Raw genomic sequence first — 21,979 nt, 5'->3', positions numbered from 1 at the left:
GTTACCCGTGGGTCAGAATCTACGCGCGTTGTTCACGCCTCAAAAGGGGAGATGGCATGGCGTTCGACCGTAGGACTTTCATCGGCAGCACGGCGGCGACGGGTGCGGCCGTGGCGTTGGCGGGGGCCACGAGCTCCCCGGCCGCCGCCGCCCAGGACGGATCGAAGGGGTCCGGTCCGCGGACCTACTCCTTCACGGTGATGGGTACGACCGATCTGCACGGAAACGTTTTCAACTGGGACTACTTCACGGACAAGGAGTTCGACGACAAGGCGCACAACGACGTCGGTCTGGCGAAGGTCTCCACGCTGGTGAACCGGGTGCGGGCGCAGAAGGGTCGGCGCAACACGCTGCTGATCGACGCCGGTGACACGATCCAGGGCACCCAGCTGTCGTACTACTACGCGAAGGTCGACCCGATCACGGCGCGTCGCGGTCCGGTGCACCCGATGGCTCAGGCGATGAACGCGATCGGCTACGACGCGGCGGCGCTGGGCAACCACGAGTTCAACTACGGGATCCCCGTGCTGCGCAAGTTCGAGGAGCAGTGCGACTTCCCGTTGTTGGGGGCGAACGCGCTGGACGCGAAGACGCTGCGGCCGGCGTTCCCGCCGTACAGCGTCCACCGGCTGCGGACCCCGTGCGGGCGGGACGTGAAGGTGGCGGTGCTGGGGCTGACGAACCCGGGCATCGCGATCTGGGACAAGGCCAACGTGCAGGGGAAGATGACGTTCCCGGGGCTGGAGGAGCAGGCGGCGAAGTACGTGCCGAAGCTGCGGTCGATGGGCGCGGACGTGGTGATCGTGTCGGCGCACTCGGGTTCGAGCGGTACGTCCAGCTACGGGGACCAGTTGCCGCACATCGAGAACGCGGCGGGTCTGGTGGCCGAGCAGGTGCCGGGGATCGACGCGATCCTGGTGGGTCACGCGCACACGGAGATCCCGGAGTACCGGGTGAAGAACAAGGCGACCGGCAAGGACGTGGTGCTGTCGGAGCCGTTGAAGTGGGGCCAGCGGCTGACGCTGTTCGACTTCGAGCTGACGTGGTCGAAGGGCTCCTGGTCGGTGGCGAAGGTGTCGGCGCAGGTGCTGAACTCGAACGAGGTGGCGGAAGACCCGAAGATCGTCCGGCTGCTGTCGGACGAGCACCGCAAGGTCGTCGGTTACGTGAACCAGGTGATCGGGACGTCGACGCAGGCGATGTCCTCGGCGGACGGGCCGGTCAAGGACGTGCCGATCATCGACCTGATCAACCACGTGCAGGCGGAGACGGTGAAGGCCGCGCTGGCGGGCGGCGAGTGGGCGGCGCTGCCGGTGCTGTCGCAGGCCTCGTGCTTCTCGCGGACGGCGGCGATACCGGCCGGGCAGGTCACGATCAAGGATGCGGCGGGGCTGTACCCGTTCGAGAACACGCTGGAGGCGCGGCTGCTGACGGGTGCGCAGGTGAAGGACTACCTGGAGTACTCGGCGCGGTACTACGTGCAGACGGCTCCGGGGGCGCCGGTGGATCCGGCGAAGCTGACGAACGCGGAGGGCATCCCGGACTACAACTACGACGCGGTGTACGGGCTGACGTACGACGTGGACGTCGCGCAGCCCGTGGGGTCGCGGATCACGGGGCTGTCCTTCCAGGGGAAGGCGGTGGACCCGGCGGCGCGGTTCGTGCTCGCGGTGAACAACTACCGGGCCTCGGGTGGCGGCAACTTCCCGCACGTCCCGCAGGCCAGGCAGTTGTGGGCCAACTCGGACGAGATCCGCAACGTGATCATCCAGTGGGTGAAGGCGAAGGGGACGGTGGACCCGGCGCAGTTCGCCTCGGTGGACTGGCGGCTGACGCGGGCCGGGGTGCCGGTCTTCTAGTCGGGGGCCCGTGAGGGCCTGGGTCCTGTCGTCGAAGTGGCGCCGGTAGGACCCGCGGTGTCCGGTGCCGTGCATCGCAAGGCGCAGCGGCGCCCGTGTACGGGACGTACTCGGGTGCCCTGACAACGCGGCGAGGTGCGGTACCGGGCGCCGCGGGCCAGGCGAGACTTCGACGACAGGGCCTAGGGGTGTTCGACCAGCGGGAGCAGCTCGCCCGCGGGATGGGGGCGGGTGTGCTCCCGCTGGTCGAGGCCGAAGGTGGTGAAGGCGGTGCGGGCGGGCTGGGGGTAGGGGTTCTTGCCCGTCAGGGTGTTGAGGATGCCGGCGCTGCGCCAGGCGGCGAGGCCGAGGTCGGGGGCTCCGACGCCGTGGGTGTGGCGTTCGCCGTTCTGGACGAAGACGCTGCCGGTGACGGCGGGGTCGAGGATCATGCGGTGGCGTTCGTCGATGCGGGGGCGGCCGGAGGAGTCCTTGCGCAGGTAGGGGTCGAGGCCTGCGAGGAGACTGGTGAGGGGCCGTTCGCGGTAGCCGGTGGCGAGGACGACGGCGTCGGTGGTGAGGCGGGAGCGGACGCCTTGTTGGGTGTGTTCGAGGTGGAGTTCCACCTTGGTGGTCGCGACGCGGCCGGCGGTGCGGACGCTGACTCCGGGGGTGAGGACGGCGTCGGGCCAGCCTCCGTGGAGGGTGCGCCGGTACAGCTCTTCGTGGATGGCGGCGATGGTGGCGGCGTCGATGCCCTTGTGGAGTTGCCATTGGGCGGGGACGAGCCGGTCGCGGACCGGTTCGGGGAGGGCGTGGAAGTAGCGGGTGTAGTCGGGCGTGAAGTGTTCCAGGCCGAGCTTGGAGTACTCCATGGGGGCGAAGGCCTCGGTGCGGGCGAGCCAGGTGAGGCCTTCGCGGCCGGCGGGGCGGGCGCGGAGCAGGTCGAGGAAGACCTCGGCGCCGGACTGACCGGAGCCGATGACGGTGACGTGTGCGGCTCCGAGGACGCGTTCGCGGTTGTCGAGGTACTCGGATGAGTGGATGACGGGGACGGTGGGCGCTTCGGCGAGGGGGCGCAGGGGTTCGGGTACGTAGGGGGCGGTGCCGACGCCCAGGACGAGGTTGCGGGTGTGGGCGCGGCCGAGGGCCTCCGCTTCGCCGTCGGTGTCGAGTTGGGTGAAGTCGACTTCGAAGAGGTCGCGTTCGGGGTTCCAGCGGACGGCGTCGACCTGGTGGCCGAAGTGGAGTCCGGGGAGGCGTTCGGCGACCCAGCGGCAGTAGGCGTCGTATTCGGAGCGCTGGATGTGGAGTTGCTCGGCGAAGTAGAAGGGGTAGAGCCGTTCCTTGTGCCTGAGGTGGTTGAGGAAGCTCCAGGGGCTCGCCGGGTCGGCGAGGGTGACGAGGTCCGCGAGGAAGGGGACCTGGAGGGTGGCGCCGTCGATGAGGAGGCCGGGGTGCCAGCGGAAGTCCCTGCGCTGGTCGTAGAAGGCGGTGGCGAGTTCGCCGACGCCTTGTCTGGGGAGGCCGTCGGCCAGGGCGGCGAGGGACAGGTTGAAGGGACCGATGCCGATTCCGACGAGGTCGTGGGGGGTGTCGAGTTGCGCGGTCATCGGTGGGCGCTGCCTTCCAGGAGGGTGACGAGGGTGTCCAGGTCCCCCGCCGTGGTGTGGGGGTTGAGCAGGGTGGCCTTGAGCCAGAGGCGGCCGTCGGCGGTGGCGCGGCCGAGTACGGCGGCGCCGTCGAGGAGGAGGGTGCGGCGCAGGCCCGCGAGCTGCTCGTCGTCCATGGGGGTGGGGCGGAAGAGGACGGTGCTGATGGTGGGGTGGGCGTGGAGTTCGAAGCCGGGGTGGGCGTCGAGGAGTTCGGCGAAGCGGTGGGCGGCGGCGCAGGTCCCGTCGATGAGGCGGGCGAGGCCGTCGCGGCCGAGGGAGCGCAGGGTGACGGCGATCTTGAGGATGTCGGGGCGGCGGGTGGTGCGCAGGGAGCGGCCGAGGAGGTCGGGGAGGCCGGCTTCGGTGTCGTCGGTGGCGTTGAGGTAGTCGGCCTGGTGGCCGAGGGGGGCCAGCAGGCGGGTGTCGGGGACGGCGAGGAGGCCTGCGGCGACGGGCTGCCAGCCGAGTTTGTGCAGGTCGAGGGTGATGGACTGGGCGCGGGAGAGCCCGGTGAGTTGGTGGCGGTGGTGGGGGCTCAGCCGGAGGAGGCCTCCGTACGCGGCGTCGACGTGGAGGTCGGCGCCGTGGCGTCGGCAGAGGTCGGCGAGGGGCTCCAGGGGGTCGATGAGTCCCGCGTCGGTGGTGCCGGCGGTGGCGGTGACGAGGACGGGTCCGTCGAGGCGGGTGAGGGCTTCGGCGAGGCGGGCGGGGTCCAGGACGCCGGCGGGGGTGGGCACGGTGACGGTGGGGGGCAGGCCGAGGAGCCATGCGGAGCGGGGGACGGAGTGGTGGGCGCTCGCGCCGTGGACGACGGTGAGGCGGGGGCCGTGGCGTTCGCGGGCGAGGAGCAGGGCGAGTTGGTTGGCCTCGGTGCCGCCGGTGGTGACGAGGGCGTCGGGGTGCGGGGTGTCGTAGTACTCGGCGGCGAGGGCGCGGGTGAGGAGTGCTTCGAGGGTGGAGGCGGCGGGGGCCTGGTCCCAGGAGTCCATCGAGGGGTTGAGGGCCGCGGCGGCGAGGTCGGCGGCGACCGCGACGGCGAGGGGTGGGCAGTGCAGGTGGGCGGCGCAGAGCGGGTCGGCGGGGTCGGCGGCGCCTGCGGCGAGGGTGTGGACGAGGGTGCGCAGGGCTTCGTGGTCGCCGGCGCCGCGGGTGGGGAGTACGTCGCCCAGCGCGTCGGTGACGCGGGCGGTGACGGCGGCGGGGCCGCCGGCGGGGAGGGGGCCGGCGCGTTCGGCGGCGCCGCTGCGCAGGGCGTCCAGGACGGTGTCGAGGAGGGGCCGCAGGGCGTCGGCGCCGCCGCGGCCTCCGGCGAGCGGGGGCGGCGGTGGCGGGGTGCCGGGCGGCGGGGTCATCCGGTGTCCTTCGCGGAGGCGGGCGGGAACGGCCTGGTCGTTCCCGCCCAGCACAACGATCAGACCCGAATGGGGTAACCGCCGGGGTTTGTCCGCCCGTCCGGTCTCGGCCGGGTGTTCGGTCGGACCGGCCCGGGGCGTTCCCGTGTGCGGGCCGGCGGTCAGCCGTTGCCGCGGACGCGCAGGGCGCGGGCGAGGTCGTCGAGCTGGTCGACGAGTTGGCGGCGCAGCAGCGGGATGATGTCGGTGTCCTCCAGGCAGGCGCGGCCGGCGCGGAGGTTGGCCTCGTCGACGGCGTGCGAGGGGAAGGCCCACCGTCCGACGGCCTGGCCGATGGCGGGGCCGCGGCGGGCGCCGAGGGCGACGGCCTCGGGGTAGTAGCGCGGGACGTAGTCCTGGACGAGTTCGGCCTGTTCGGGCTGCCAGAAGCCGGAGGCGGTGGCTTTGAAGAGGTAATTGGACAGGGAGTCGTCGTGGAACATGCGCTGCCAGGCAACGGCCTTGGCCTCGGGGGTGGGGAGCGCGGCACGGCAGCGGGCGGCGCCCTCTTCCCCGGTGGCGCTGGGGTCGTCGGCGAGGGCGTTGTCGATGTCGGTGTCGGTGACGGCGCCGAGGACGGCGAGTCGGGCGAGGATGCGCCAGCGCAGTTCGGGGTCGAGTTCGGGTCCGCCGGGGACGGTGCCGTCGGCGAGCCAGCCGGCGAGGGTGTCGGGCTGGGTGGCGCTGTCGATGTGGACGCGGACGGCCGCGAGGCGCAGGCCGGGGTCGGAGCCGTCCTCGGTGCGGCGCATCAGGGCGCGGGCGACGGTGGTGAGGGTGGTGAGGGCGGCGGTGCGGCGGCCGGGGGCGACGTAGTGGGCGGCGACGCGGTTGCGGGCGAAGCCGAGGACGCCCTGGACGATCGCGAGGTCGTTCTCCTCGGGGAGGTGGGCGTGCGCGGTCTCCAGGTAGGACTCGGGTTCCAGTTCGCCGTCGCGGACCATGTCGCGCAGGGAGTTCCAGACGACGGCGCGGGTGAGCGGGCCGGGGATGCGGGACAGGCCGCGCAGGGCGGTCTCCTCGGAGACGGCGTCGAAGCGGATCTTGACGTAGCCGAGGTCCTGGTCGTTGAGGAGGATCAGGTCGGGTCGGGGGCCGCTCGCGGAGACGACGTCGGCGCTGGGGACGTCCAGGTCGAGGTGTTCGCGCAGTTCCAGGCCGCCGGTGGGGTCGCGGTCGTAGAGGCCGACGGCGATGTGGTGGGGGCGGCTGCCGTGGTGGTCGACGGTCAGGGTCCAGCCGGTGTCGCCGTCCTCGACGCGCGGGGTGAGGGTGTCGACGCCGGTGGTGCGCAGCCAGGTGTCGGCCCAGGTGTGGACGTCGCGTTCGGTGTGGGCGGCGAGGGAGTCCACGAAGTCGGCGAGGGAGGCGTTGGCGAACTTGTGGCGCGCGAAGTGGGTGTTGATGCCGGCGAGGAAGTCCTTCTCGCCGAGCCAGGCGACGAGTTGGCGCAGGGCCGAGGCGCCCTTGGCGTAGGAGATGCCGTCGAAGTTGAGGAGGGCGGAGGCGGTGTCGGGGACGTCCTCGGGGGCGGGGGCGACGGGGTGGGTGGAGGGGCGTTGGTCGGCCTCGTAGCCCCAGGGCTTGCGCTCCATGCCGAACTCGGTCCAGGTGTCGGTGAAGCCGGTGGCCTCGACGAGGGTCTGGTAGCCCATGTACTCGGCGAAGGACTCGTTGAGCCAGATGTCGTCGAACCAGCGCAGGGTGACGAGGTCGCCGAACCACATGTGGGCCATCTCGTGGGCGATGACCATGGCGCGGCCCTGGCGTTCGGTGTCGGTGACGGCCGAGCGGAAGATGAACTCGTCGCGGAAGGTGACCAGGCCGGGGTTCTCCATGGCGCCGGCGTTGAACTCGGGGACGAACGCCTGGTCGTAGGAGTCGAACGGGTAGGGCTCGGCGAACTTCTCGTGGTAGCGGTCGAAGCAGGCGGTGGTGACGGAGAGGATCTCGTCGGCGTCGGCGTCGAGGTGGGGTGCGAGGGATTGTCGGCAGTGGAGGGCGAAGGGCAGGCCGGCGTGGTCGGTGCGCACGGTGTGCCAGGGGCCGCCGGCGATCGCGGCGAGGTAGGTGGGGATCGCGGGGGTGGGGGCGGAGGTCCAGGTGCCGGCGCCGTCCTCGGGCCGGTCGGCGCCGCGGGTGGTGATGCCGTTGGCGAGGACGGTCCAGTGGGCGGGGGCGGTGACGGTGAAGGCGAAGACGGCCTTCAGGTCGGGCTGGTCGAAGGCGGGGAAGACCCGCTGGACGTCGTCCAGGAACATCTGGGAGTAGACGTACGTCTCGCCGTCCGCGGGGTCGGTGAAGCGGTGCAGGCCCTCGCCGGTGCGGGAGTAGTTCATGCGGGCATGGACGCGCAGCTCGTGGGGGCCTTGGGTGAGCCCGGTGAGCGGGAGGCGGTTGTCGGTGAGGCCGGCGGGGTCGACGGGGCGGCCGTCGAGCTCGACGGAGCGCAGTTCGTCCGGTTTCAGCTCGACGAAGGTGTCACCCGAGGCGCGGGCCGTGAACCGGATGAGGGTGGTGGAGGTGAAGGTCTCGTCACCGGTGGTGAGGTCGAGGGTGACGTCGTAGTGGTGGACGTCGAGGAGCCGGGCTCGGAGCTGCGCTTCGTTGCGCGTCAATGCGGACATGGGGCCCATGCTGCCTGATGGGTCGGGCGGGCCCCAGGGGCCTACTCCTCGCCGGCGGCGATCGTCTCGTGGTGGCGGATGACCTCGGCGATGATGAAGTTGAGGAGTTTCTCCGCGAAGGCCGGATCGAGTTTGGCGTTCTCGGCGAGCTGGCGCAGGCGGGCGATCTGGCTGGCCTCGCGGCCGGGGTCGGCGGGGGGCAGCTGGTGGCGGGCCTTGAGGTGGCCGACCTGCTGGGTGCACTTGAAGCGCTCGGCGAGCATGTGGACCACGGCCGCGTCGATGTTGTCGATGCTGTCGCGCAGGCGGGACAGCTCGGCGGTGACGTTCTCGTGGGCCTCGTCGGTGTCGCTGTGGTTCATGGTTCCCGAGAATACGTGGCGGACGCGACGGGTTCCTCGGCACCTCGACCGGTGAGACGGCCGGCGGGGTCGGGGCGGGGTCCGGCGGGCACGGGACGGCCCGAAAGGGCCGGCCTACAGGGCCTGGAGGGGCAGGGTGGCGGTGACGAGCCAGCCGCCTTCGGGGGCGGGGCCGGCGGTGAGGGAGCCGCCGAGGGCCTCGGCGCGTTCGGCCATTCCGGCGAGGCCGTAGCCGCCGCCCCGGGCGTTCTCGGAGAGGCGGGCGGGGTGGCCGCCGTCGTCCTCGACGCGTACTTCGAGGCCGGCGGGGACGGTGCGCAGGGCGATGTGGACGGTGGTGGCCGTCGCCGCGTGTTTGCCGATGTTGGTGAGGGCTTCGAGGACGATGCGGTGCGCGGTGGCGGCCACGTCCGCGGGGAGCCGGGTCTCCAGGCCTACCTCGACGCTGAGGGTGACGGGCGGGCCGGTGACGGCGAAGCGTTCGGTGAGTGCGCGCAGGTCCGCGAGGCCGGCGACGGGGGTGGTTCCGGCGGAGGTGTCGCCGCCGCCGGTCTCGTCCTCGCGGAGGATCTTGACGAGGCGGCGCATGGAGCCGAGGGCCTCGTCGCCGGCGGTCTCGATGCGGCCGAGGATCTCGGCGGCGCGGTCGGCGCTGACTCCGGTGAAGCGGGCGGCGCGGGCCTCGACGACGATGCCGGTGACGTGGTGGGCGACGAGGTCGTGGAGTTCGCGGGCGAGCTCCAGGCGTTCGGCGGTGCGGACGGCGCGCAGTTCGCGGACGCGTTGGACGGACTGGAGGCGCAGGAGCAGGGAGTACGCGCCGACGACGACGGCGAGGACGGAGAAGAGCAGGGTGAACCGGCCGGGGTCGGTGTCGCGCACGGGGACGGCCATGCAGCCGAGGCCGAGGAGGGGACCGAGGACGGCGGCGGTGCGGGCGGGGGCGCGGAGCAGGACCTGGGAGAGCAGGACGAGCAGGGCGATGGCCTCGCCGGCGCCCCAGACGACGAGGGGGTGGTTGCCGAAGACCAGCAGGAGGGTGGCGGTCCAGGTGATGGCGGCGGCGAACCAGGCGCGGGTGAGCAGGGGGATGCGGGGCCAGGGCGCGGCGCTGAGGCAGACGAGGATCCCGGACACCCACACGGTGGCGTGCGGGGCGCTGGGCTGACGGGCCAGGACGATGCCTTCGAAGGTGACGAGGCCGAGGAGGAGCAGCGAGAGGGTGACGCGGAGCAGCCGGGCGGCGCGGGGGTGGTGGCGGGTCCAGGAGGCGAGGGGGCTCATCGCGACGGTCGCGGCCGGTCGGGGCCGGTACGGAAGGCCGGGGACACACCGCGTCTGGGGCCGGGGCTCGCACCGCGCCGGCGGCCGGGGCTCACGTCGCGCCGGCGGCGAGGCCGCTTTCCCAGGCCCATGCGGCGATCTCGACGCGGTTGCGGGCGTCGAGTTTGGTCTGGACGTTGGCCAGGTGGGTCTTGACGGTGGACAGTGAGACGAAGAGTTCGCCGGCGATCTCGGCGTTGGTCAGGCCGCGGGCGAGGCAGCGCACGACGTCCACCTCGCGTTCGGTGAGGGGTTCCGAGGGGCGGCGGGCGGCTCGGGCGGCGGGGGCGTGGGCCATTTCGCGGAGCAGTCGCACGGTGATGGCGGGTGAGACGAGGGAGTCACCCACGGCGGCGGCGCGGACCGCTTCAACCAGCATGGCCGGGCTCGCGTCCTTCAGGAGGAAGCCGGACGCTCCGCCGCGGAGCGCCGCGTGGACGTATTCGTCGAGGTCGAAGGTGGTGACGATGACGATGCGCGGGGTGTCCTGGCCGGCGAGGCGCCGGGTGACTTCGAGGCCGTCGAGGCGGGGCATGCGGATGTCGAGGAGCAGGACGTCGGGTCGGTGGGCGGCGACGGCCGTGAGGGCCGCCTCGCCGTCGACGACGTCCGCGACGACCTCGATGTCCGGTTGGCTTTCGAGGATCATGCGGAAGCCGGTCCTGACCATCTCCTGGTCGTCCGCGATGACCACTCTGATCGTCATGCGTTGCCTGCCCCACTGTCGCCCACTGCCGATGGTGTCGTCCCGGAGGGGTCCGTTCCATGGGACCGGTGCGCGTGTCGTCCCGCAACCGCTCGGCGGGCCGTCGGGAGGGTGCCGCGGGACCGGGACGGCGGTGTGCCGGCCCCGCGATGGTTCGTCCGACGTTACGTGCGTGTGGGGTGGGGCGCCTCGTCCTTCCGGCGGTTTCCCGGCTGCCCGGTTCGGCCGGAAGGACGAGGGTGGGTCACAGGGTCGCCGCGGCGTTCTTGATGGCGGTGGCGAAGGTGGAGACCTCGGAGTAGACGCCGGGGTAGTTCGGGCGGGCGCAGCCCTCGCCCCAGCTGACGATGCCGACCTGGATCCAGGCGTTCGCGGCGTCGCGGCGGAACATGGGGCCGCCGGAGTCGCCCTGACAGGTGTCGACGCCGCCCTGGGGCAGGCCGGCGCAGATCTCCTCACTGGGGACGAGGTCGCTGCCGTAGGCGTTCTGGCAGGAGGCGTCGGAGACGAAGGGGACGGTGGCCTTCATGAGGTAGCGCTGCTGGCCGCCGCCTTCGCGGGTGGCTCCCCAGCCGGCGACGGTGAAGGTGCCGTTGTCGTAGGCCTTGGTCTCGGCGATCTTGAGGGTGGGCAGGTTGATGGGTTTGGCGAGTTTGATGAGGGCCCAGTCCTTGCCCTTGCCGTTGTAGCCGGGGGCCTGGAGCACCTTGGTGGACTTGACCTTGACGGCGCCGGCGCTGTTGAGGTCGACGACGCCGGCGGTGGCGGTGATGGAGGTGTTGTTGCCGGAGCCGTTCACGCAGTGCGCGGCGGTGAGGACGATCTGCTGGGTGTACAGGGCGCCGCCGCAGCCCATGGAGAGGCGGACCATGAAGGGGAACTCGCCTTGGGCGGCGCGGGTTCCGCCGACGACGGGCGCCTGGGAGGCGGTGGCGGAGCCGGGCTGGAGGCTGACGGCGGCCAGGGCGACGGCGCCGACGGCGAGGGCGCGCTTGAGGGTCGTGGCAAGGGTGGACACAGTCGACACACTGCCTTTCGTGGGGGGTTGGGCCGTGCGTGTCGTCATCGGGTGAATGACGAGTCCATGACACATCGCGCGTGTGGCCGACATCAAGAAGGCGTTTTCGGACAACTTTCGGCGTGGGGGCCCGCATGACGCAGAACCACGGGCGCGGCAGCCCGGTCGAGCACGGATTTCCGCACTTGGGCACGGTTCACCGCGCCCTCACGGCCCTCTTCCGCCGCCTGTCCTACGACGGGATCCGCGCCTACGACGCCGGCTTCCCCGCCGCCGACGCGGAGTTCTCCCCCGACGACGATCCCCACCTCGGGGCGCAGCGCGTGGCCCGCGCGACGGTGCGCGCGCTGCGGCTGCCCGATGCCCGGCTGGTGATCGGCTACCGGGCGATGACGGAGGCGGCCACGGTGGAACTCGGCCCGGGTCCCGAGTACTTCGTCGAGGTCAACGAACGCTTCCTGACCCACCGCCGGGACCTCGCGGCGGCGCTCACCCACGAGGTCGCCCACGTCCTGCTGCACCGCCTGGACCTGCGGTTTCCCACCACCGAGGACAACGAGATCCTCACCGACACCGCCGCCGCCTACCTGGGCGCCGGCTGGCTGCTCCTCGATGCCTACCGCGAGGACGAGTTGACGCACCAGAAGCTCGGCTACCTCACCCCGGAGGAGTTCGGCTACGTCCTCGCCAAGCGCGGCGACCTGATCGGCGAGGACCTCTCCACCCGGTTCACCAGTCCCCGGGCGTACGAGGCGTACGTGCGCGGTCGCGCCCTCGCGGCCCGGGACCACCGCCGTGCCCCGCTGGCGGCCGCCTCCTGGCCGGAACGCCTGCGTTACGCGCGCGATCGCCGGGCCGGATCCGCCGCGCCGGGGGCCCCGTACCGCTTCGAGCGGCACGCGGACGGGGCGCGGGTGAGCTTCCCGTGCCCGGTCTGCCGGCAGTGGCTGCGGCTGCCGGTCGGCGGGCCCGTCCGGGCCCGCTGCGGGCTGTGCCGCACGGTCCTGGAGTGCGACACCTGAACCGGCGCCGGCGCTCCCGCATCCGGCCCGGAACCCCGCGCCGGCGGTCTCGGAACAGGTTGCGGACAACATGATGGGCCGACTGCGGTTCAGCGGGTGGATGTAGCGGGTAGTCATACTCCATCGCACGAGAGAAGCTCCGGATCCGACCCCTCGCCAGGGGGCCGGGCCCGGAGCTTCTTTCTCTGTGTCCGGACGCCCCCGACGCCTACAGGGTCCCGACGAAGGCGGCGAAGGCGGCGCGGCCGACGGTGAAGACGGGGCCGTCGGGGTCCTTGGAGTCCCGCACGGCGACCAGGCAGGGCTGGGAGGCGACCTCGACGCAGTCGCCGCCGCCGGAGCCGCTGTACGAGGCCTTGCGCCAAGCGGTGGTGCCGAGGGGAGTGCACTCGACGCAGTCGCCGCCGGTGGTTCCGCTGTACGAGGACTTACGCCACTGCGCACCCGTCAGGGCCTGGGTGATGTCCATAGCGTTCCTCCAGTACGCGGGCAATCAGTGCCGACGAATCCTCCAGCGAGAGCGCGTCGGCCTGCAAGCGAGCGTAGCCGACCGAACGCTCCTTGATCACTTGCGGATTGGCCGTCATGTGTCCGATGTCGTAACTCTCGGCGTAGAAAAGGTCCGGATCGCTATCGAAACGAAGGAGATTGAACGACCCACGGGTGGCGCTGTGTTCACCGGTAACGAAGGGAAGCACTTGAATCTGCACCCACTGCCGATCGCGGAGGCTCAACAAATACAGCAGCTGCTCCCGCATGACGCCCCGCCCGCCCACCTGCCGAAGCAAGACGCCCTCGTCGAGAACCACCCAGAGAGCAGGAGGGCAACTCCGCGTCAGTATGCGCTGCCTCTCCAGTCGAGCCGCCACGAGTTCATCGAGGTTGCTCGGACGATCGGCGGCCAGCACGGCACGCGCGTACGCCTCCGTCTGCAGCAGCCCGTAAACGACCTGTGCCTGATAGGTGGAGAGGTACGCAGCGTTCGCCTCCATCTCCGCGTACGCCTGGAACCAGGTCGGCAACTGACTCCTCAGCACCAGCCCCACCAGCCGGGAGAACACCCCGCCCGTCACCAGCGCCGCGTCCACCCGGTCCGAGAACGCGCGGGTGGGTACCTTCCTCGCCGTCTCGATCTGTCCGACCAGGGAGCCCGCGCAGAAGATGATGTCGCCGAGCTGCCCCTGTGTCAGCCCGGCCTCCTCCCTCAGGCGGCGCAGTTCAGAGCCGTAGTGGTCCAGCGGCGATGCGCTGGGGTCGAGGTTGCGGATGTTGACCACGGGCGGTCACCCCCATGCTCGCACCGTGCGGCGTTCGGTCGGGTCCAGTCCGTGGCCGAGCGTAACCAGGCCTGCGCGCGGAGGTGGCCTGAATCCCTCGACTCCCCTCCCTTCGAGGGAAGTCGAGGGAGGGGTGGTGCCCGCCGCCCCGGACTACCGTGACCCGTACACCGGCTGCGGTGCCTCCGCCGCCGACAGGAGCTTCGTCGCCGCCTCCCCCGCCTCCGCCGGGGTCCAGCGTTCGCCGCGCTCCGCCGTCGGGCCCGGCCGCCAGCCCTGCATGACCGTGATCCGGCCGCCCTCCGCCTCGAAGACCCGGCCGCTCACCCCGGCCGAGGCGTCCGAGCCCAGCCACACCACCAGCGGCGACACGTTCTCCGGGGCCATCGCGTCGAACTCCCCTGCCACCGGCGCCGCCATGGTCCGGGCGAAGGTCTCCTCCGTCATCCGGGTGCGGGCCGCCGGGGCGATGGCGTTGACCTGGACCCCGTACCGGCCCATCTCCTCCGCCGCGACCAGCGTCAGGCCGAGGATCCCGGCCTTGGCCGCGCTGTAGTTGCCCTGCCCCACCGATCCGAGCAGTCCCGCGCCCGAGGAGGTGTTGACCACCCGCGCCGCGACGGGCCGGCCCGCCTTCGCCTGCGCCCGCCAGTGCGCGGCGGCGTGCTTGAGGGGCAGGAAGTGCCCCTTCAGGTGCACGCGCATCACCGCGTCCCAGTCGTCCTCGTCCAGGTTGACCAGCATCCGGTCCCGCAGGAAACCGGCGTTGTTGACCAGGGTGTCCAGCCGCCCGAAGGTGGCGACGGCGTCCGCGACGAGCGAGGCCGCGCCCCGCGAGGTGGCGATGTCCCCGCCGTGCGCCAGTGCCTCCCCGCCCAGCGCGCGGATCTCCTCGACGACCCGGGCCGCCGGACCGTCCGGGCCGGGCAGCCCGTCGAGCCCGACCCCCAGGTCGTTGACGACCACCTTCGCCCCTTCCGCTGCGAAGGCCAGCGCGTGGGCGCGGCCCAGCCCCCGACCCGCGCCCGTCACGATGACCACACGACCTTCGGCAAGTCCCATCTCAGTTCTCCTTGTTGACAGTCGCCGCGTCCAGGAAGGCCGGGCGTTCGCCGCCCCCGTGCACGAGCAGGCTCGCGCCGCTCACGTATCCGGCCCGGTCTCCGGCGAGGAACACCGCCGCCTCGCCCACGTCCGTCGGGTCGGCCAGTCGCCCCAGCGGCACGGTCGCGCCGACCGCGGCGATCCCGGCCTCGTCCCCGTAGTGCAGCTGGGACAGTTCGGTGCGCACCATGCCGAGGATCAGCGAGTTGACCCGTACCTCGGGCGCCCACTCCACGGCCATCGATCGGGCCAGGTTCTCCAGTCCCGCCTTGGCGGCGCCGTAGGCGGCCGTGCCGGGCGAGGGGCGGGTGCCGCTGACGCTGCCGATCATCACGACCGAGCCGTGCGAGTCCCGCAGCCACGGGTACGCCGCCAGTGAGGCGGTCATGGGGGCCACCAGGTTCAGTTCGACGACCCGCGCGTGCCGTTCGGCGTCGCCCTCCCCCAGGAGCCGGTACGGGGTGCCGCCCGCGTTGTTCACCAGGCAGTCGAGCCGCCCGTACCGGTGCGCGGCCGCCGCGAAGAACTCCGTCACGGCGGCCGGATCGCGCAGGTCGAGCGCCGTGAAGGCGGCCGTCCGGCCCGCCGCGGCCACCGGTTCGTCCGGTGGTCGGCGGGCGCAGACGAGCACCTCCGCGCCGGCCGCGAGGAACGACCGCGCGATGCCGGCGCCGACGCCCCGGGTTCCGCCGGTGACGACGACGACCCTCCCGTTGAGCTCCATCGACTGCTACCTTCCTCACCTAACAAATGTTTGGTGGAAAGGTAGCTGATCCGCTCATGGGTGTCTCCACCTCCGGCCCCGACAAGGGCATCGCACTCGTCACAGTCGACTTCCCGCCCGTCAACGCTCTGCCCGTACAAGGCTGGTACGAGCTGGCCGACACCCTGCGCGCCGCCGGCCGCGACCCCGACGTCCGGTGCGTCGTCCTCGCCGCCGAGGGTCGGGGCTTCAACGCCGGCGTGGACATCAAGGAGATGCAGCGCGACACCGGTCACGACGCCCTGATCGGCGCCAACCGGGGCTGCTACGAGGCCTTCGCCGCCGTGTACGAGTGCGAGGTCCCCGTCGTGGCCGCCGTGAACGGCTTCTGCCTGGGCGGTGGGATCGGCCTGGTCGGCAACGCCGACGCGATCGTCGCCTCCGACGACGCCGTCTTCGGACTGCCGGAACTGGACCGGGGCGCGCTCGGCGCGGCCACGCACCTGGCCCGCCTCGTCCCCCAACACCTGATGCGCACCCTGTACTACACCTCGCGGACCGTCAGCGCCGCCGAACTGCACGCGCACGGTTCGGTGTGGAAGGTGGTCCCGCCCGCCGGGCTGCGGGCGGCGGCGCTGGAACTCGCCGCGGAGATCGCCCGCAAGGACGGTCTGCTGATCCGGCTGGCCAAGGCCGCCATCAACGGCATCGACCCCGTGGACGTGCGGCGCAGCTACCGCTTCGAGCAGGGCTTCACCTTCGAGGCCAATCTCAGCGGGGTCGCCGACCGGGTCCGCGACACCTTCGGAAAGGCGGACGAGGCATGAGCGGCACAGCGGCGTCGGACAAGGTGATGTCCCCCGAGGAGGTGGTCGGGCGGCTGCGCAGCGGGATGACCGTCGGCATCGGCGGCTGGGGGTCGCGGCGCAAGCCCATGGCCCTGGTGCGGGCACTGCTCCGATCCGAGATCACCGATCTCACCGTGGTCTCGTACGGCGGCCCCGACGTCGGCCTGCTGGCCGCCGCGGGTCGGATCCGCCGGCTCGTCACGCCCTTCGTCACCCTCGACTCGATCCCGCTGGAGCCGCACTACCGGGCGGCCCGCGAGCGCGGCGCCTTCGCCCTCACCGAGCTCGACGAGGCCATGTTCATGTGGGGGCTGCACGCCGCCGCCAACCGGCTGCCCTTCCTGCCCGTCCGCGCCGGTCTCGGCTCCGACGTCATGCGGGTCAACCCGAACCTGCGGACCGTGACCTCCCCGTACGAGGACGGCGAGGAGTTCGTCGCCGTCCCCGCGCTGCGCATGGACGCCGTGCTCGTCCACCTCAACCGCGCCGACCGACTCGGCAACGCCCAGTACCTGGGCCCCGACCCGTACTTCGACGACCTGTTCTGCGAGGCCGCGGACGCCGCGTACGTCTCCTGCGAGCGGCTCGTCGAGACCGCCGAGCTGTCCAAGGCCGGGCCGCCGCAGTCCCTGCTGGTCAGCCGGCATTCCGTCACCGGGGTGGTGGAGACCCCGAACGGCGCGCACTTCACCTCCTGCGTGCCCGACCACGACCGCGACGAGCCCTTCCAGAAGCTGTACGCGAGCACCCCCTGGCCCGAGTTCGCCGCCCGGTTCCTCTCCGGCGCGAGCGAGCACGACTACCAGTCCGCCGTGCGGACCTGGCACGAGGAGCAGCAGTGAGCACAGCGTCAGAGGCCACCGCGGGCGTCAGTCGCGCCGAGTACTGCGTGATCGCCTGCGCCGAGGCCTGGCGGGGCGACGGCGAGGTGCTCGCCTCCCCGATGGGTCTGATCCCGTCCTTCGGGGCCCGTCTCGCGAAGCGGACCTTCTCCCCCGACCTGCTGTTGACCGACGGCGAGGCCACGCTGGTCGGGCTCGACGGGACGCCCGAGGGCTGGCTGCCGTACCGCCGTCACCTCACTATGGTCACCGGCGGCCGGCGGCACGTGATGATGGGAGCGAGCCAGATCGACCGGTACGGCAACCAGAACATCTCCTGCGTCGGGGACTGGGAGCAACCGACCCGCCAGCTCCTCGGGGTGCGCGGGGCGCCCGTCAACACCCTCAACAATCCGGTGAGTTACTGGATCCCCAAGCATTCCCGCCGGGTGTTCGTGGAGCGGGTCGACATGGTCTGCGGCGTCGGCTACGACCGCGCGGAGGCGGCCGGGGCGACCCGCTTCCACCGCCTGCCGTGCGTGGTGAGCGATCTCGGGGTCTTCGACTTCGCCGGCCCGGACCACGCCATGCGCCTGGTGTCGGTGCATCCGGGCGTGAGCGTCGAGCAGGTCCGGGAGGCCACCGGTTTCGAGCTCGCGATCGCCGGCGAGGTCCCGTACACCCGGGAGCCGACGCCGGAGGAACTGCGGCTGATCCGCGAGGTCGTCGACCCCAAGGGGCTGCGCGACCGGGAAGTGCGGGTCTGAGGGCATGGAGACGGCATTCACCGAACTGGTCGGGGTCCGCCACCCGATCGTGCAGACGGGCATGGGCTGGGTGGCCGGCCCCCGACTGGTGTCGGCGGCGGCGAACGCGGGGGCGCTGGGGATCCTGGCCTCGGCGACGATGACGACGGAGCAGTTGCGTGCGGCGATCCACGAGGTGAAGTCCCGTACGGACGCCCCGTTCGGGGTGAATCTGCGCGCGGACGCCGGGGACGCCGTCGAGCGGGTCCGGCTGATCGTCGACGAGGGGGTCCGGGTCGCCTCGTTCGCCCTCGCCCCGTCGAAGGAGCTGATCGCCCGGTTCAAGGACGCGGGCGTGGTCGTCGTCCCCTCGATCGGGGCCCGGCGGCACGCCGAGAAGGTCGCCGCCTGGGGCGCCGACGCGGTGATCGTGCAGGGCGGCGAGGGCGGCGGGCACACCGGGGACGTGGCCACGACGGTGCTGCTGCCGCAGGTGGTGGACGCGGTGGACATCCCGGTGATCGCCGCGGGCGGTTTCCACGACGGTCGCGGCCTGGTCGCCGCGCTGTCGTACGGGGCGGCGGGCATCGCCATGGGCACCCGCTTCCTGCTCACCTCGGACTCCACCGTCCCGGACGCCGTGAAGGCCGAGTACCTGAAGGCCACGGTCAGGGACGTCACCGTCACCACCGCCGTCGACGGGCTGCCGCACCGGATGCTCCGCAGCGAGCTGGTCACGTCCCTGGAGCGGGCGGGCCGCGCGCGGGCCCTCGCCAAGGCGGTGCGGCACGCGGCCGGCTTCCGGAAGCTGTCGGGGCTGTCCTGGCCGCAGATGGTGCGCGACGGCCTGGCGATGAAACACGGCAAGGACCTGTCCTGGAGCCAGGTCCTGCTCGCCGCGAACACCCCCATGCTCCTCAAGGCGTCCATGGTCGAGGGCCGTACGGACCTCGGCGTCATGGCATCGGGCCAGGTCGCGGGCGTGATCGAGGATCTTCCGTCGTGTGCGGAACTCGTCGCCCGGGTCATGGCCGAGGCCCACACCGTGCTGGACCGACTGCACGACCTCAACCCCCCGCACCCCCCGCACTCGCTCGGCACCCTGCCACCACCAGGGTGATCCCCCTTCTCCGTTACAGGAGTCGCCCCAGATGAGCCGTGCCCGAATCCGCCTGGCGACCGCGGTGCTCGCCGCCGCCCTCGCCGCCGGGACCCTGCCCGCCGCCGCGTACGCCGCACCGTCGCCCGGCGCGGCGACCGGTACCGCCGCGGTCACCGGTACCGCCGCTTCCGCCGAGCGGTACCGTCCGTCGGCGGAAACGATCCGTCAGATCCCCCTCCAGGGCGCGGTCAACGTCCGTGACCTGGGCGGGTACCGCACCTGGACCGGCGGACAGGTCCGTCAGGGCCTGGTCTACCGCTCCGACGCGCTGGGCAAGCTGACCGCAGCCGACCTCACCACCGTCTCCGGCCTCGGCCTGCGCAAGGTCGTCGACTTCCGCATCCCGATGGAGGTCCAGTACGACGGCGCCGACAAGCTGCCCGCCGGACTCGTCTCCACCGCCCGTCCCGTCAGCGACCTGGGCCTGTACGCGACCCTGGTCGGCGCGATCGCCAGCGGGGACCCCGCCACGCAGGAGCAGATGCTCGGCGGCGGTCGCGCCGAGGCCTACATGCGCGACATCTACCGCACGTTCGTGACGAGCCCCGAGAACCGGGCGCAGTTCGCGACCACCCTGCGGGAGATCGCCGACGGCGGGCAGGGCCCGCTGCTGTACCACTGCACCTCGGGCAAGGACCGCACGGGCTGGATGAGTTACGTCCTGCTGCGCGCCCTCGCCGTTCCCGAGGACACCGCCGAGCGCGACCACCTCGCCTCGAACACCTTCCGCGCGGCGTACGACGCCCAGGTGCGGGCCGGCCTCAAGCAGTCCGGCCGCATGCAGAACCCGGACCTGCTGATCCCGCTCCAGGAGGTCCGGCCGGACTACCTCGCCGCCGCAACCGCCCGCATGGAGGCGGACTACGGCGGCTTCTACGGCTACCTCACGGACGGCCTCGGCCTGGACCTGCGGACGCTGGCGAAGCTCCAGGCCAGGATGGTCCGGTAGGCCCTGTCGCCGAAGGGGCGCCCGGGCCCGGAACGACGGAACGCCGGGCGGCGCGTGTTGCGCGCCGCCCGGCGTACCGGTGTGTTCGTGGGGCGAAGGGTCAGGAACCCGCGCGCCCGGCCGCCGGACGGCCGCCGCCGGAACGACGTCGCGCGGCGGGAGCACCGCCGGTACGGGCCGCGCCCTGGCCGCCGCCCTGACCGCGGGAGCCCGCCGGGGCGCCCTGGCCGCGTGCGCCGGACTGGCCGGCGCCGCCCTGGCCGCCGCCGGAACGGGCCCGACGCGAACGGTCGCCGCCGCCCGCGGTGGTCGAGGCCGCGGCCGCGCCCTGGCCGCCGCCGGAGCGACGACGCGCGCCGCCCCCGGTGGAGCCGCCGCCGGAGCGGCCGGCGCTGCGCGGCTTCGGCGGGGTGGGCTGCGGCACGTCCAGCACCACGGGGACGCCCGAGGGCTCCTTGGCGCCGGTCAGTCGGGACAGCTCCGCGTCGGAGGACTTGATCTGCGCGGTGCGCGGGGAGATCCCGGCGTCCGACATCAGCCGGGTCATGTCGCGCTTCTGGTCGGGCAGCACCAGGGTGACGACGCTGCCGGACTCGCCGGCGCGGGCGGTGCGGCCACCGCGGTGCAGGTAGTCCTTGTGGTCGGTGGGCGGGTCCACGTTGACGACGAGGTCGAGGTCGTCGATGTGGATGCCGCGGGCGGCCACGTTGGTGGCGACCAGCGCGGTGACCTCGCCCGTCTTGAACCAGTCGAGGGTCCGGTTGCGCTGCGGCTGCGAGCGGCCGCCGTGCAGACCGGAGGCGCGGACGCCGTCCGCGAGGAGCTTCTTGACCATGCGGTCGACCCCGCGCTTGGTGTCGACGAACATGATCACCCGGCCGTCGCGTGCGGCTATGCGCGTGGCCACGGCCTTCTTGTCGGTCTCGTCCATGACGTACAGGACGTGGTGCTCCATCGTGCTGACCGCGCCGGCGGACGGGTCGACGGAGAAGGCGACCGGGTCGTGCAGGAACATCTTGACGAGCTTGTCGATGTTCTTGTCGAGCGTCGCGGAGAACAGCATGGTCTGGCCGTCGGCCTCGACCTGCTTGAGCAGCGCGGTGACCTGCGGCATGAAGCCCATGTCGGTCATCTGGTCGGCCTCGTCGAGGACCGTGATGGAGACCTGCGAGAGGTCGGCGTCACCGCGGTCGATGAGGTCCTTCAGCCGGCCGGGGGTGGCGACGAGCACCTCGGAGCCGCGGCGCAGCGCACCGGACTGCCGGTTGATCGACATGCCGCCGACGACGGTCGCGATGCGCAGGTTGACGGCCGTGGCGTACGGGGTCAGGGCGTCGGTGACCTGCTGCGCCAGCTCGCGGGTCGGTACGAGGACCAGCGCGAGCGGCTGCTTCGGCTGCGCGCGGCGACCGGCGGTGCGGGCCAGCAGTGCCAGGCCGAAGGCGAGGGTCTTGCCGGAGCCGGTACGGCCGCGGCCGAGCAGGTCACGGCCGGCGAGCGAGTTCGGCAGCGTGGCGGCCTGGATCGGGAACGGGTCGGTGACGCCCTGGGCGGCGAGGGTCTTCAGCAGCGCCTCGGGCATGCCCATGTCCTCGAACGCGGCGACCGGCGGCAGGGCCGGGGTCAGCGGGTCGGGCATGGTGAATTCTTGGGGCCTGGCCACGGGGGCGGACTTCTGCCGTCCCGCGCCAGCCTTCGGACGTCCCTGAGCCGCACCTCGACCCCGGGTGGGGCGGCGGCTGGGTCGTGCGGAGCTGGAGCTGGTCATGCGAGAAAGCCCTCCTGAAACCGGCAGGTAAAACAAACAGTCGAAACAGCAGACAAGCCGGGGCCCGCACCTTCACGGTGCGGACCCCGGCGTGCTGATTACGTCAGTTGGCGGGGAGGATGTTCTCCGCCTGGGGGCCCTTCTGGCCCTGGGTGACGTCGAAGGACACGCGCTGGCCCTCCTGGAGCTCACGGAAGCCCTGGGTGGCGATGTTCGAGTAGTGGGCGAAGACGTCCGGGCCGCCACCGTCCTGCTCGATGAAGCCGAAGCCCTTTTCCGAGTTGAACCACTTCACGGTGCCAAGTGCCATTTGAATCTCCTGAATAGGCGGCAAGGGCCCCATCCGGAGATCCCGGTAAAAACAATTAAAGCGCCTGTCGGAGCATTCCCGTCAGGCGCACATAAAGTTCATGGGTACCACAACTGCAACGAGCTCTAAGCTAGCACACGCCGGCGCACCCGCGCCCCCGCAGGTCTGTGACCTGGCTCCGGGGCGCCCGGGCGCCCCGGAGCGGGTCCGGTCTCCCGGGGCCTCAGCCTCGATCCACCGCGTGATCTCTGGTCACGCGGTGTGATTGTTTTCGGGGCGGGTTTCCGGTTTTGGGCAGGGTGGGTTTCCGGCTGGCCGCTGCCGGTGGCGGGTTCTCCAAGGTCTTCCA

General features: G+C 72.1%; 20 protein-coding genes. 7 read left to right on the top strand and 13 right to left on the bottom strand.

The genetic code is table 11. From position 1 onward, the window contains the following. The first annotated feature begins 56 nt into the window (after window positions 1–56). Window positions 57–1,859, top strand: a complete 1,803-nt coding sequence (locus OTB19_RS29820; protein ID WP_267801684.1) for a bifunctional metallophosphatase/5'-nucleotidase — start codon at window positions 57–59, stop codon at window positions 1,857–1,859. 182 nt (window positions 1,860–2,041) lie between these two features. Here the strand turns inward: OTB19_RS29820 and OTB19_RS29815 are convergent, their stop codons facing one another. The 7 genes from OTB19_RS29815 to OTB19_RS29785 form a co-directional block, all read right to left on the bottom strand. Continuing rightward, window positions 2,042–3,451, bottom strand: coding sequence for a lysine N(6)-hydroxylase/L-ornithine N(5)-oxygenase family protein (locus OTB19_RS29815; protein WP_267801682.1), 1,410 nt, complete (start codon window positions 3,449–3,451; stop codon window positions 2,042–2,044). Then, entirely contained in the window at window positions 3,448–4,845 is a 1,398-nt protein-coding gene (locus tag OTB19_RS29810) for a pyridoxal phosphate-dependent decarboxylase family protein (RefSeq protein WP_267801680.1), read from the bottom strand. Before OTB19_RS29810 ends, OTB19_RS29815 begins: the two co-directional genes overlap by 4 nt. Before the next feature lie 161 nt (window positions 4,846–5,006). Beyond that, complete coding sequence (gene pepN / locus OTB19_RS29805; protein ID WP_267801679.1) at window positions 5,007–7,520, bottom strand: aminopeptidase N; 2,514 nt, start codon at window positions 7,518–7,520, stop codon at window positions 5,007–5,009. Window positions 7,521–7,552: 32 nt separating this feature from the next. Further along, on the bottom strand, window positions 7,553–7,873 hold the full coding sequence (locus OTB19_RS29800) for a chorismate mutase (RefSeq protein WP_266946961.1): 321 nt from the start codon (window positions 7,871–7,873) through the stop codon (window positions 7,553–7,555). 114 nt (window positions 7,874–7,987) lie between these two features. Further along, complete coding sequence (locus OTB19_RS29795; protein ID WP_267801676.1) at window positions 7,988–9,157, bottom strand: sensor histidine kinase; 1,170 nt, start codon at window positions 9,155–9,157, stop codon at window positions 7,988–7,990. 91 nt (window positions 9,158–9,248) lie between these two features. Further along, on the bottom strand, window positions 9,249–9,902 hold the full coding sequence (locus OTB19_RS29790) for a response regulator (RefSeq protein WP_267801675.1): 654 nt from the start codon (window positions 9,900–9,902) through the stop codon (window positions 9,249–9,251). A 244-nt stretch (window positions 9,903–10,146) separates the two neighbouring features. Then, a complete protein-coding gene (locus OTB19_RS29785) occupies window positions 10,147–10,968 on the bottom strand; it encodes a serine protease (protein WP_420716940.1) in 822 nt (273 codons plus the stop codon). An 86-nt stretch (window positions 10,969–11,054) separates the two neighbouring features. On the opposite strand from OTB19_RS29785, the gene OTB19_RS29780 reads away from it, so the two are divergent. Continuing rightward, on the top strand, window positions 11,055–11,942 hold the full coding sequence (locus tag OTB19_RS29780) for a hypothetical protein (RefSeq protein WP_267801672.1): 888 nt from the start codon (window positions 11,055–11,057) through the stop codon (window positions 11,940–11,942). A 208-nt stretch (window positions 11,943–12,150) separates the two neighbouring features. Here OTB19_RS29780 and OTB19_RS29775 read toward each other — a convergent pair whose 3' ends face one another. The 4 genes from OTB19_RS29775 to OTB19_RS29760 all read right to left on the bottom strand — a co-directional run bounded on the left by OTB19_RS29775 (window position 12,151) and on the right by OTB19_RS29760 (window position 15,047). Further along, entirely contained in the window at window positions 12,151–12,411 is a 261-nt protein-coding gene (locus OTB19_RS29775) for a DUF397 domain-containing protein (RefSeq protein ID WP_267801671.1), read from the bottom strand. Further along, window positions 12,371–13,219: a helix-turn-helix domain-containing protein gene (locus OTB19_RS29770; RefSeq protein WP_267801669.1), complete on the bottom strand. Its 849-nt coding sequence runs from the start codon at window positions 13,217–13,219 to the stop codon at window positions 12,371–12,373. Before OTB19_RS29770 ends, OTB19_RS29775 begins: the two co-directional genes overlap by 41 nt. Before the next feature lie 153 nt (window positions 13,220–13,372). After that, a complete protein-coding gene (locus tag OTB19_RS29765) occupies window positions 13,373–14,281 on the bottom strand; it encodes an SDR family oxidoreductase (protein WP_267801667.1) in 909 nt (302 codons plus the stop codon). Window position 14,282: 1 nt separating this feature from the next. Next, complete coding sequence (locus OTB19_RS29760; RefSeq protein ID WP_267801666.1) at window positions 14,283–15,047, bottom strand: SDR family oxidoreductase; 765 nt, start codon at window positions 15,045–15,047, stop codon at window positions 14,283–14,285. 56 nt (window positions 15,048–15,103) lie between these two features. Between OTB19_RS29760 and OTB19_RS29755 the strand changes: the two genes are divergently transcribed. Genes OTB19_RS29755 through OTB19_RS29735 form a run of 5 tightly spaced genes read left to right on the top strand, consistent with a single transcriptional unit; the run spans window position 15,104 to window position 19,552 of the window. Then, window positions 15,104–15,853 carry an enoyl-CoA hydratase family protein gene (locus OTB19_RS29755; protein WP_267801665.1) on the top strand — a complete coding sequence of 250 codons (750 nt, stop codon included), beginning with the start codon at window positions 15,104–15,106 and terminating at the stop codon, window positions 15,851–15,853. Continuing rightward, complete coding sequence (locus OTB19_RS29750; protein WP_267801663.1) at window positions 15,850–16,716, top strand: CoA transferase subunit A; 867 nt, start codon at window positions 15,850–15,852, stop codon at window positions 16,714–16,716. Before OTB19_RS29755 ends, OTB19_RS29750 begins: the two co-directional genes overlap by 4 nt. After that, complete coding sequence (locus OTB19_RS29745) at window positions 16,713–17,462, top strand: CoA-transferase subunit beta (RefSeq protein WP_267801661.1); 750 nt, start codon at window positions 16,713–16,715, stop codon at window positions 17,460–17,462. The genes OTB19_RS29750 and OTB19_RS29745 overlap by 4 nt, the downstream gene beginning before the upstream one ends. 4 nt (window positions 17,463–17,466) lie before the next feature. Beyond that, window positions 17,467–18,561 carry an NAD(P)H-dependent flavin oxidoreductase gene (locus OTB19_RS29740; RefSeq protein ID WP_267801659.1) on the top strand — a complete coding sequence of 365 codons (1,095 nt, stop codon included), beginning with the start codon at window positions 17,467–17,469 and terminating at the stop codon, window positions 18,559–18,561. A gap of 31 nt (window positions 18,562–18,592) precedes the next feature. After that, entirely contained in the window at window positions 18,593–19,552 is a 960-nt protein-coding gene (locus OTB19_RS29735; protein ID WP_267801657.1) for a tyrosine-protein phosphatase, read from the top strand. A gap of 100 nt (window positions 19,553–19,652) precedes the next feature. Here OTB19_RS29735 and OTB19_RS29730 read toward each other — a convergent pair whose 3' ends face one another. Both OTB19_RS29730 and OTB19_RS29725 read right to left on the bottom strand, forming a co-directional pair. Beyond that, window positions 19,653–21,320: a DEAD/DEAH box helicase gene (locus OTB19_RS29730; protein WP_267801656.1), complete on the bottom strand. Its 1,668-nt coding sequence runs from the start codon at window positions 21,318–21,320 to the stop codon at window positions 19,653–19,655. A 103-nt stretch (window positions 21,321–21,423) separates the two neighbouring features. Continuing rightward, window positions 21,424–21,630: a cold-shock protein gene (locus tag OTB19_RS29725; RefSeq protein ID WP_030707191.1), complete on the bottom strand. Its 207-nt coding sequence runs from the start codon at window positions 21,628–21,630 to the stop codon at window positions 21,424–21,426. Between the last annotated feature and the right edge of the window lie 349 nt (window positions 21,631–21,979).

The organism is Streptomyces sp. H27-H5 (assembly GCF_026627505.1).
Classification (GTDB): Bacteria; Actinomycetota; Actinomycetes; order Streptomycetales; family Streptomycetaceae; genus Streptomyces.
Note: the sequence above shows the minus strand (reverse complement) of the source record. Positions and strands in the feature narration are given on the sequence as shown.

Coding starts and splice junctions, on each gene's coding strand:
- OTB19_RS29820 (WP_267801684.1), top strand. CDS start 57: ATGGCGTTCGACCGTAGGACTTTCATCGGCAGCACGGCGGCGACGGGT.
- OTB19_RS29815 (WP_267801682.1), bottom strand. CDS start 3,451: ATGACCGCGCAACTCGACACCCCCCACGACCTCGTCGGAATCGGCATC.
- OTB19_RS29810 (WP_267801680.1), bottom strand. CDS start 4,845: ATGACCCCGCCGCCCGGCACCCCGCCACCGCCGCCCCCGCTCGCCGGA.
- pepN (WP_267801679.1), bottom strand. CDS start 7,520: ATGGGCCCCATGTCCGCATTGACGCGCAACGAAGCGCAGCTCCGAGCC.
- OTB19_RS29800 (WP_266946961.1), bottom strand. CDS start 7,873: ATGAACCACAGCGACACCGACGAGGCCCACGAGAACGTCACCGCCGAG.
- OTB19_RS29795 (WP_267801676.1), bottom strand. CDS start 9,157: ATGAGCCCCCTCGCCTCCTGGACCCGCCACCACCCCCGCGCCGCCCGG.
- OTB19_RS29790 (WP_267801675.1), bottom strand. CDS start 9,902: ATGACGATCAGAGTGGTCATCGCGGACGACCAGGAGATGGTCAGGACC.
- OTB19_RS29785 (WP_420716940.1), bottom strand. CDS start 10,968: ATGACGACACGCACGGCCCAACCCCCCACGAAAGGCAGTGTGTCGACT.
- OTB19_RS29780 (WP_267801672.1), top strand. CDS start 11,055: ATGACGCAGAACCACGGGCGCGGCAGCCCGGTCGAGCACGGATTTCCG.
- OTB19_RS29775 (WP_267801671.1), bottom strand. CDS start 12,411: ATGGACATCACCCAGGCCCTGACGGGTGCGCAGTGGCGTAAGTCCTCG.
- OTB19_RS29765 (WP_267801667.1), bottom strand. CDS start 14,281: ATGGGACTTGCCGAAGGTCGTGTGGTCATCGTGACGGGCGCGGGTCGG.
- OTB19_RS29760 (WP_267801666.1), bottom strand. CDS start 15,047: ATGGAGCTCAACGGGAGGGTCGTCGTCGTCACCGGCGGAACCCGGGGC.
- OTB19_RS29755 (WP_267801665.1), top strand. CDS start 15,104: ATGGGTGTCTCCACCTCCGGCCCCGACAAGGGCATCGCACTCGTCACA.
- OTB19_RS29750 (WP_267801663.1), top strand. CDS start 15,850: ATGAGCGGCACAGCGGCGTCGGACAAGGTGATGTCCCCCGAGGAGGTG.
- OTB19_RS29740 (WP_267801659.1), top strand. CDS start 17,467: ATGGAGACGGCATTCACCGAACTGGTCGGGGTCCGCCACCCGATCGTG.
- OTB19_RS29735 (WP_267801657.1), top strand. CDS start 18,593: ATGAGCCGTGCCCGAATCCGCCTGGCGACCGCGGTGCTCGCCGCCGCC.
- OTB19_RS29730 (WP_267801656.1), bottom strand. CDS start 21,320: ATGACCAGCTCCAGCTCCGCACGACCCAGCCGCCGCCCCACCCGGGGT.
- OTB19_RS29725 (WP_030707191.1), bottom strand. CDS start 21,630: ATGGCACTTGGCACCGTGAAGTGGTTCAACTCGGAAAAGGGCTTCGGC.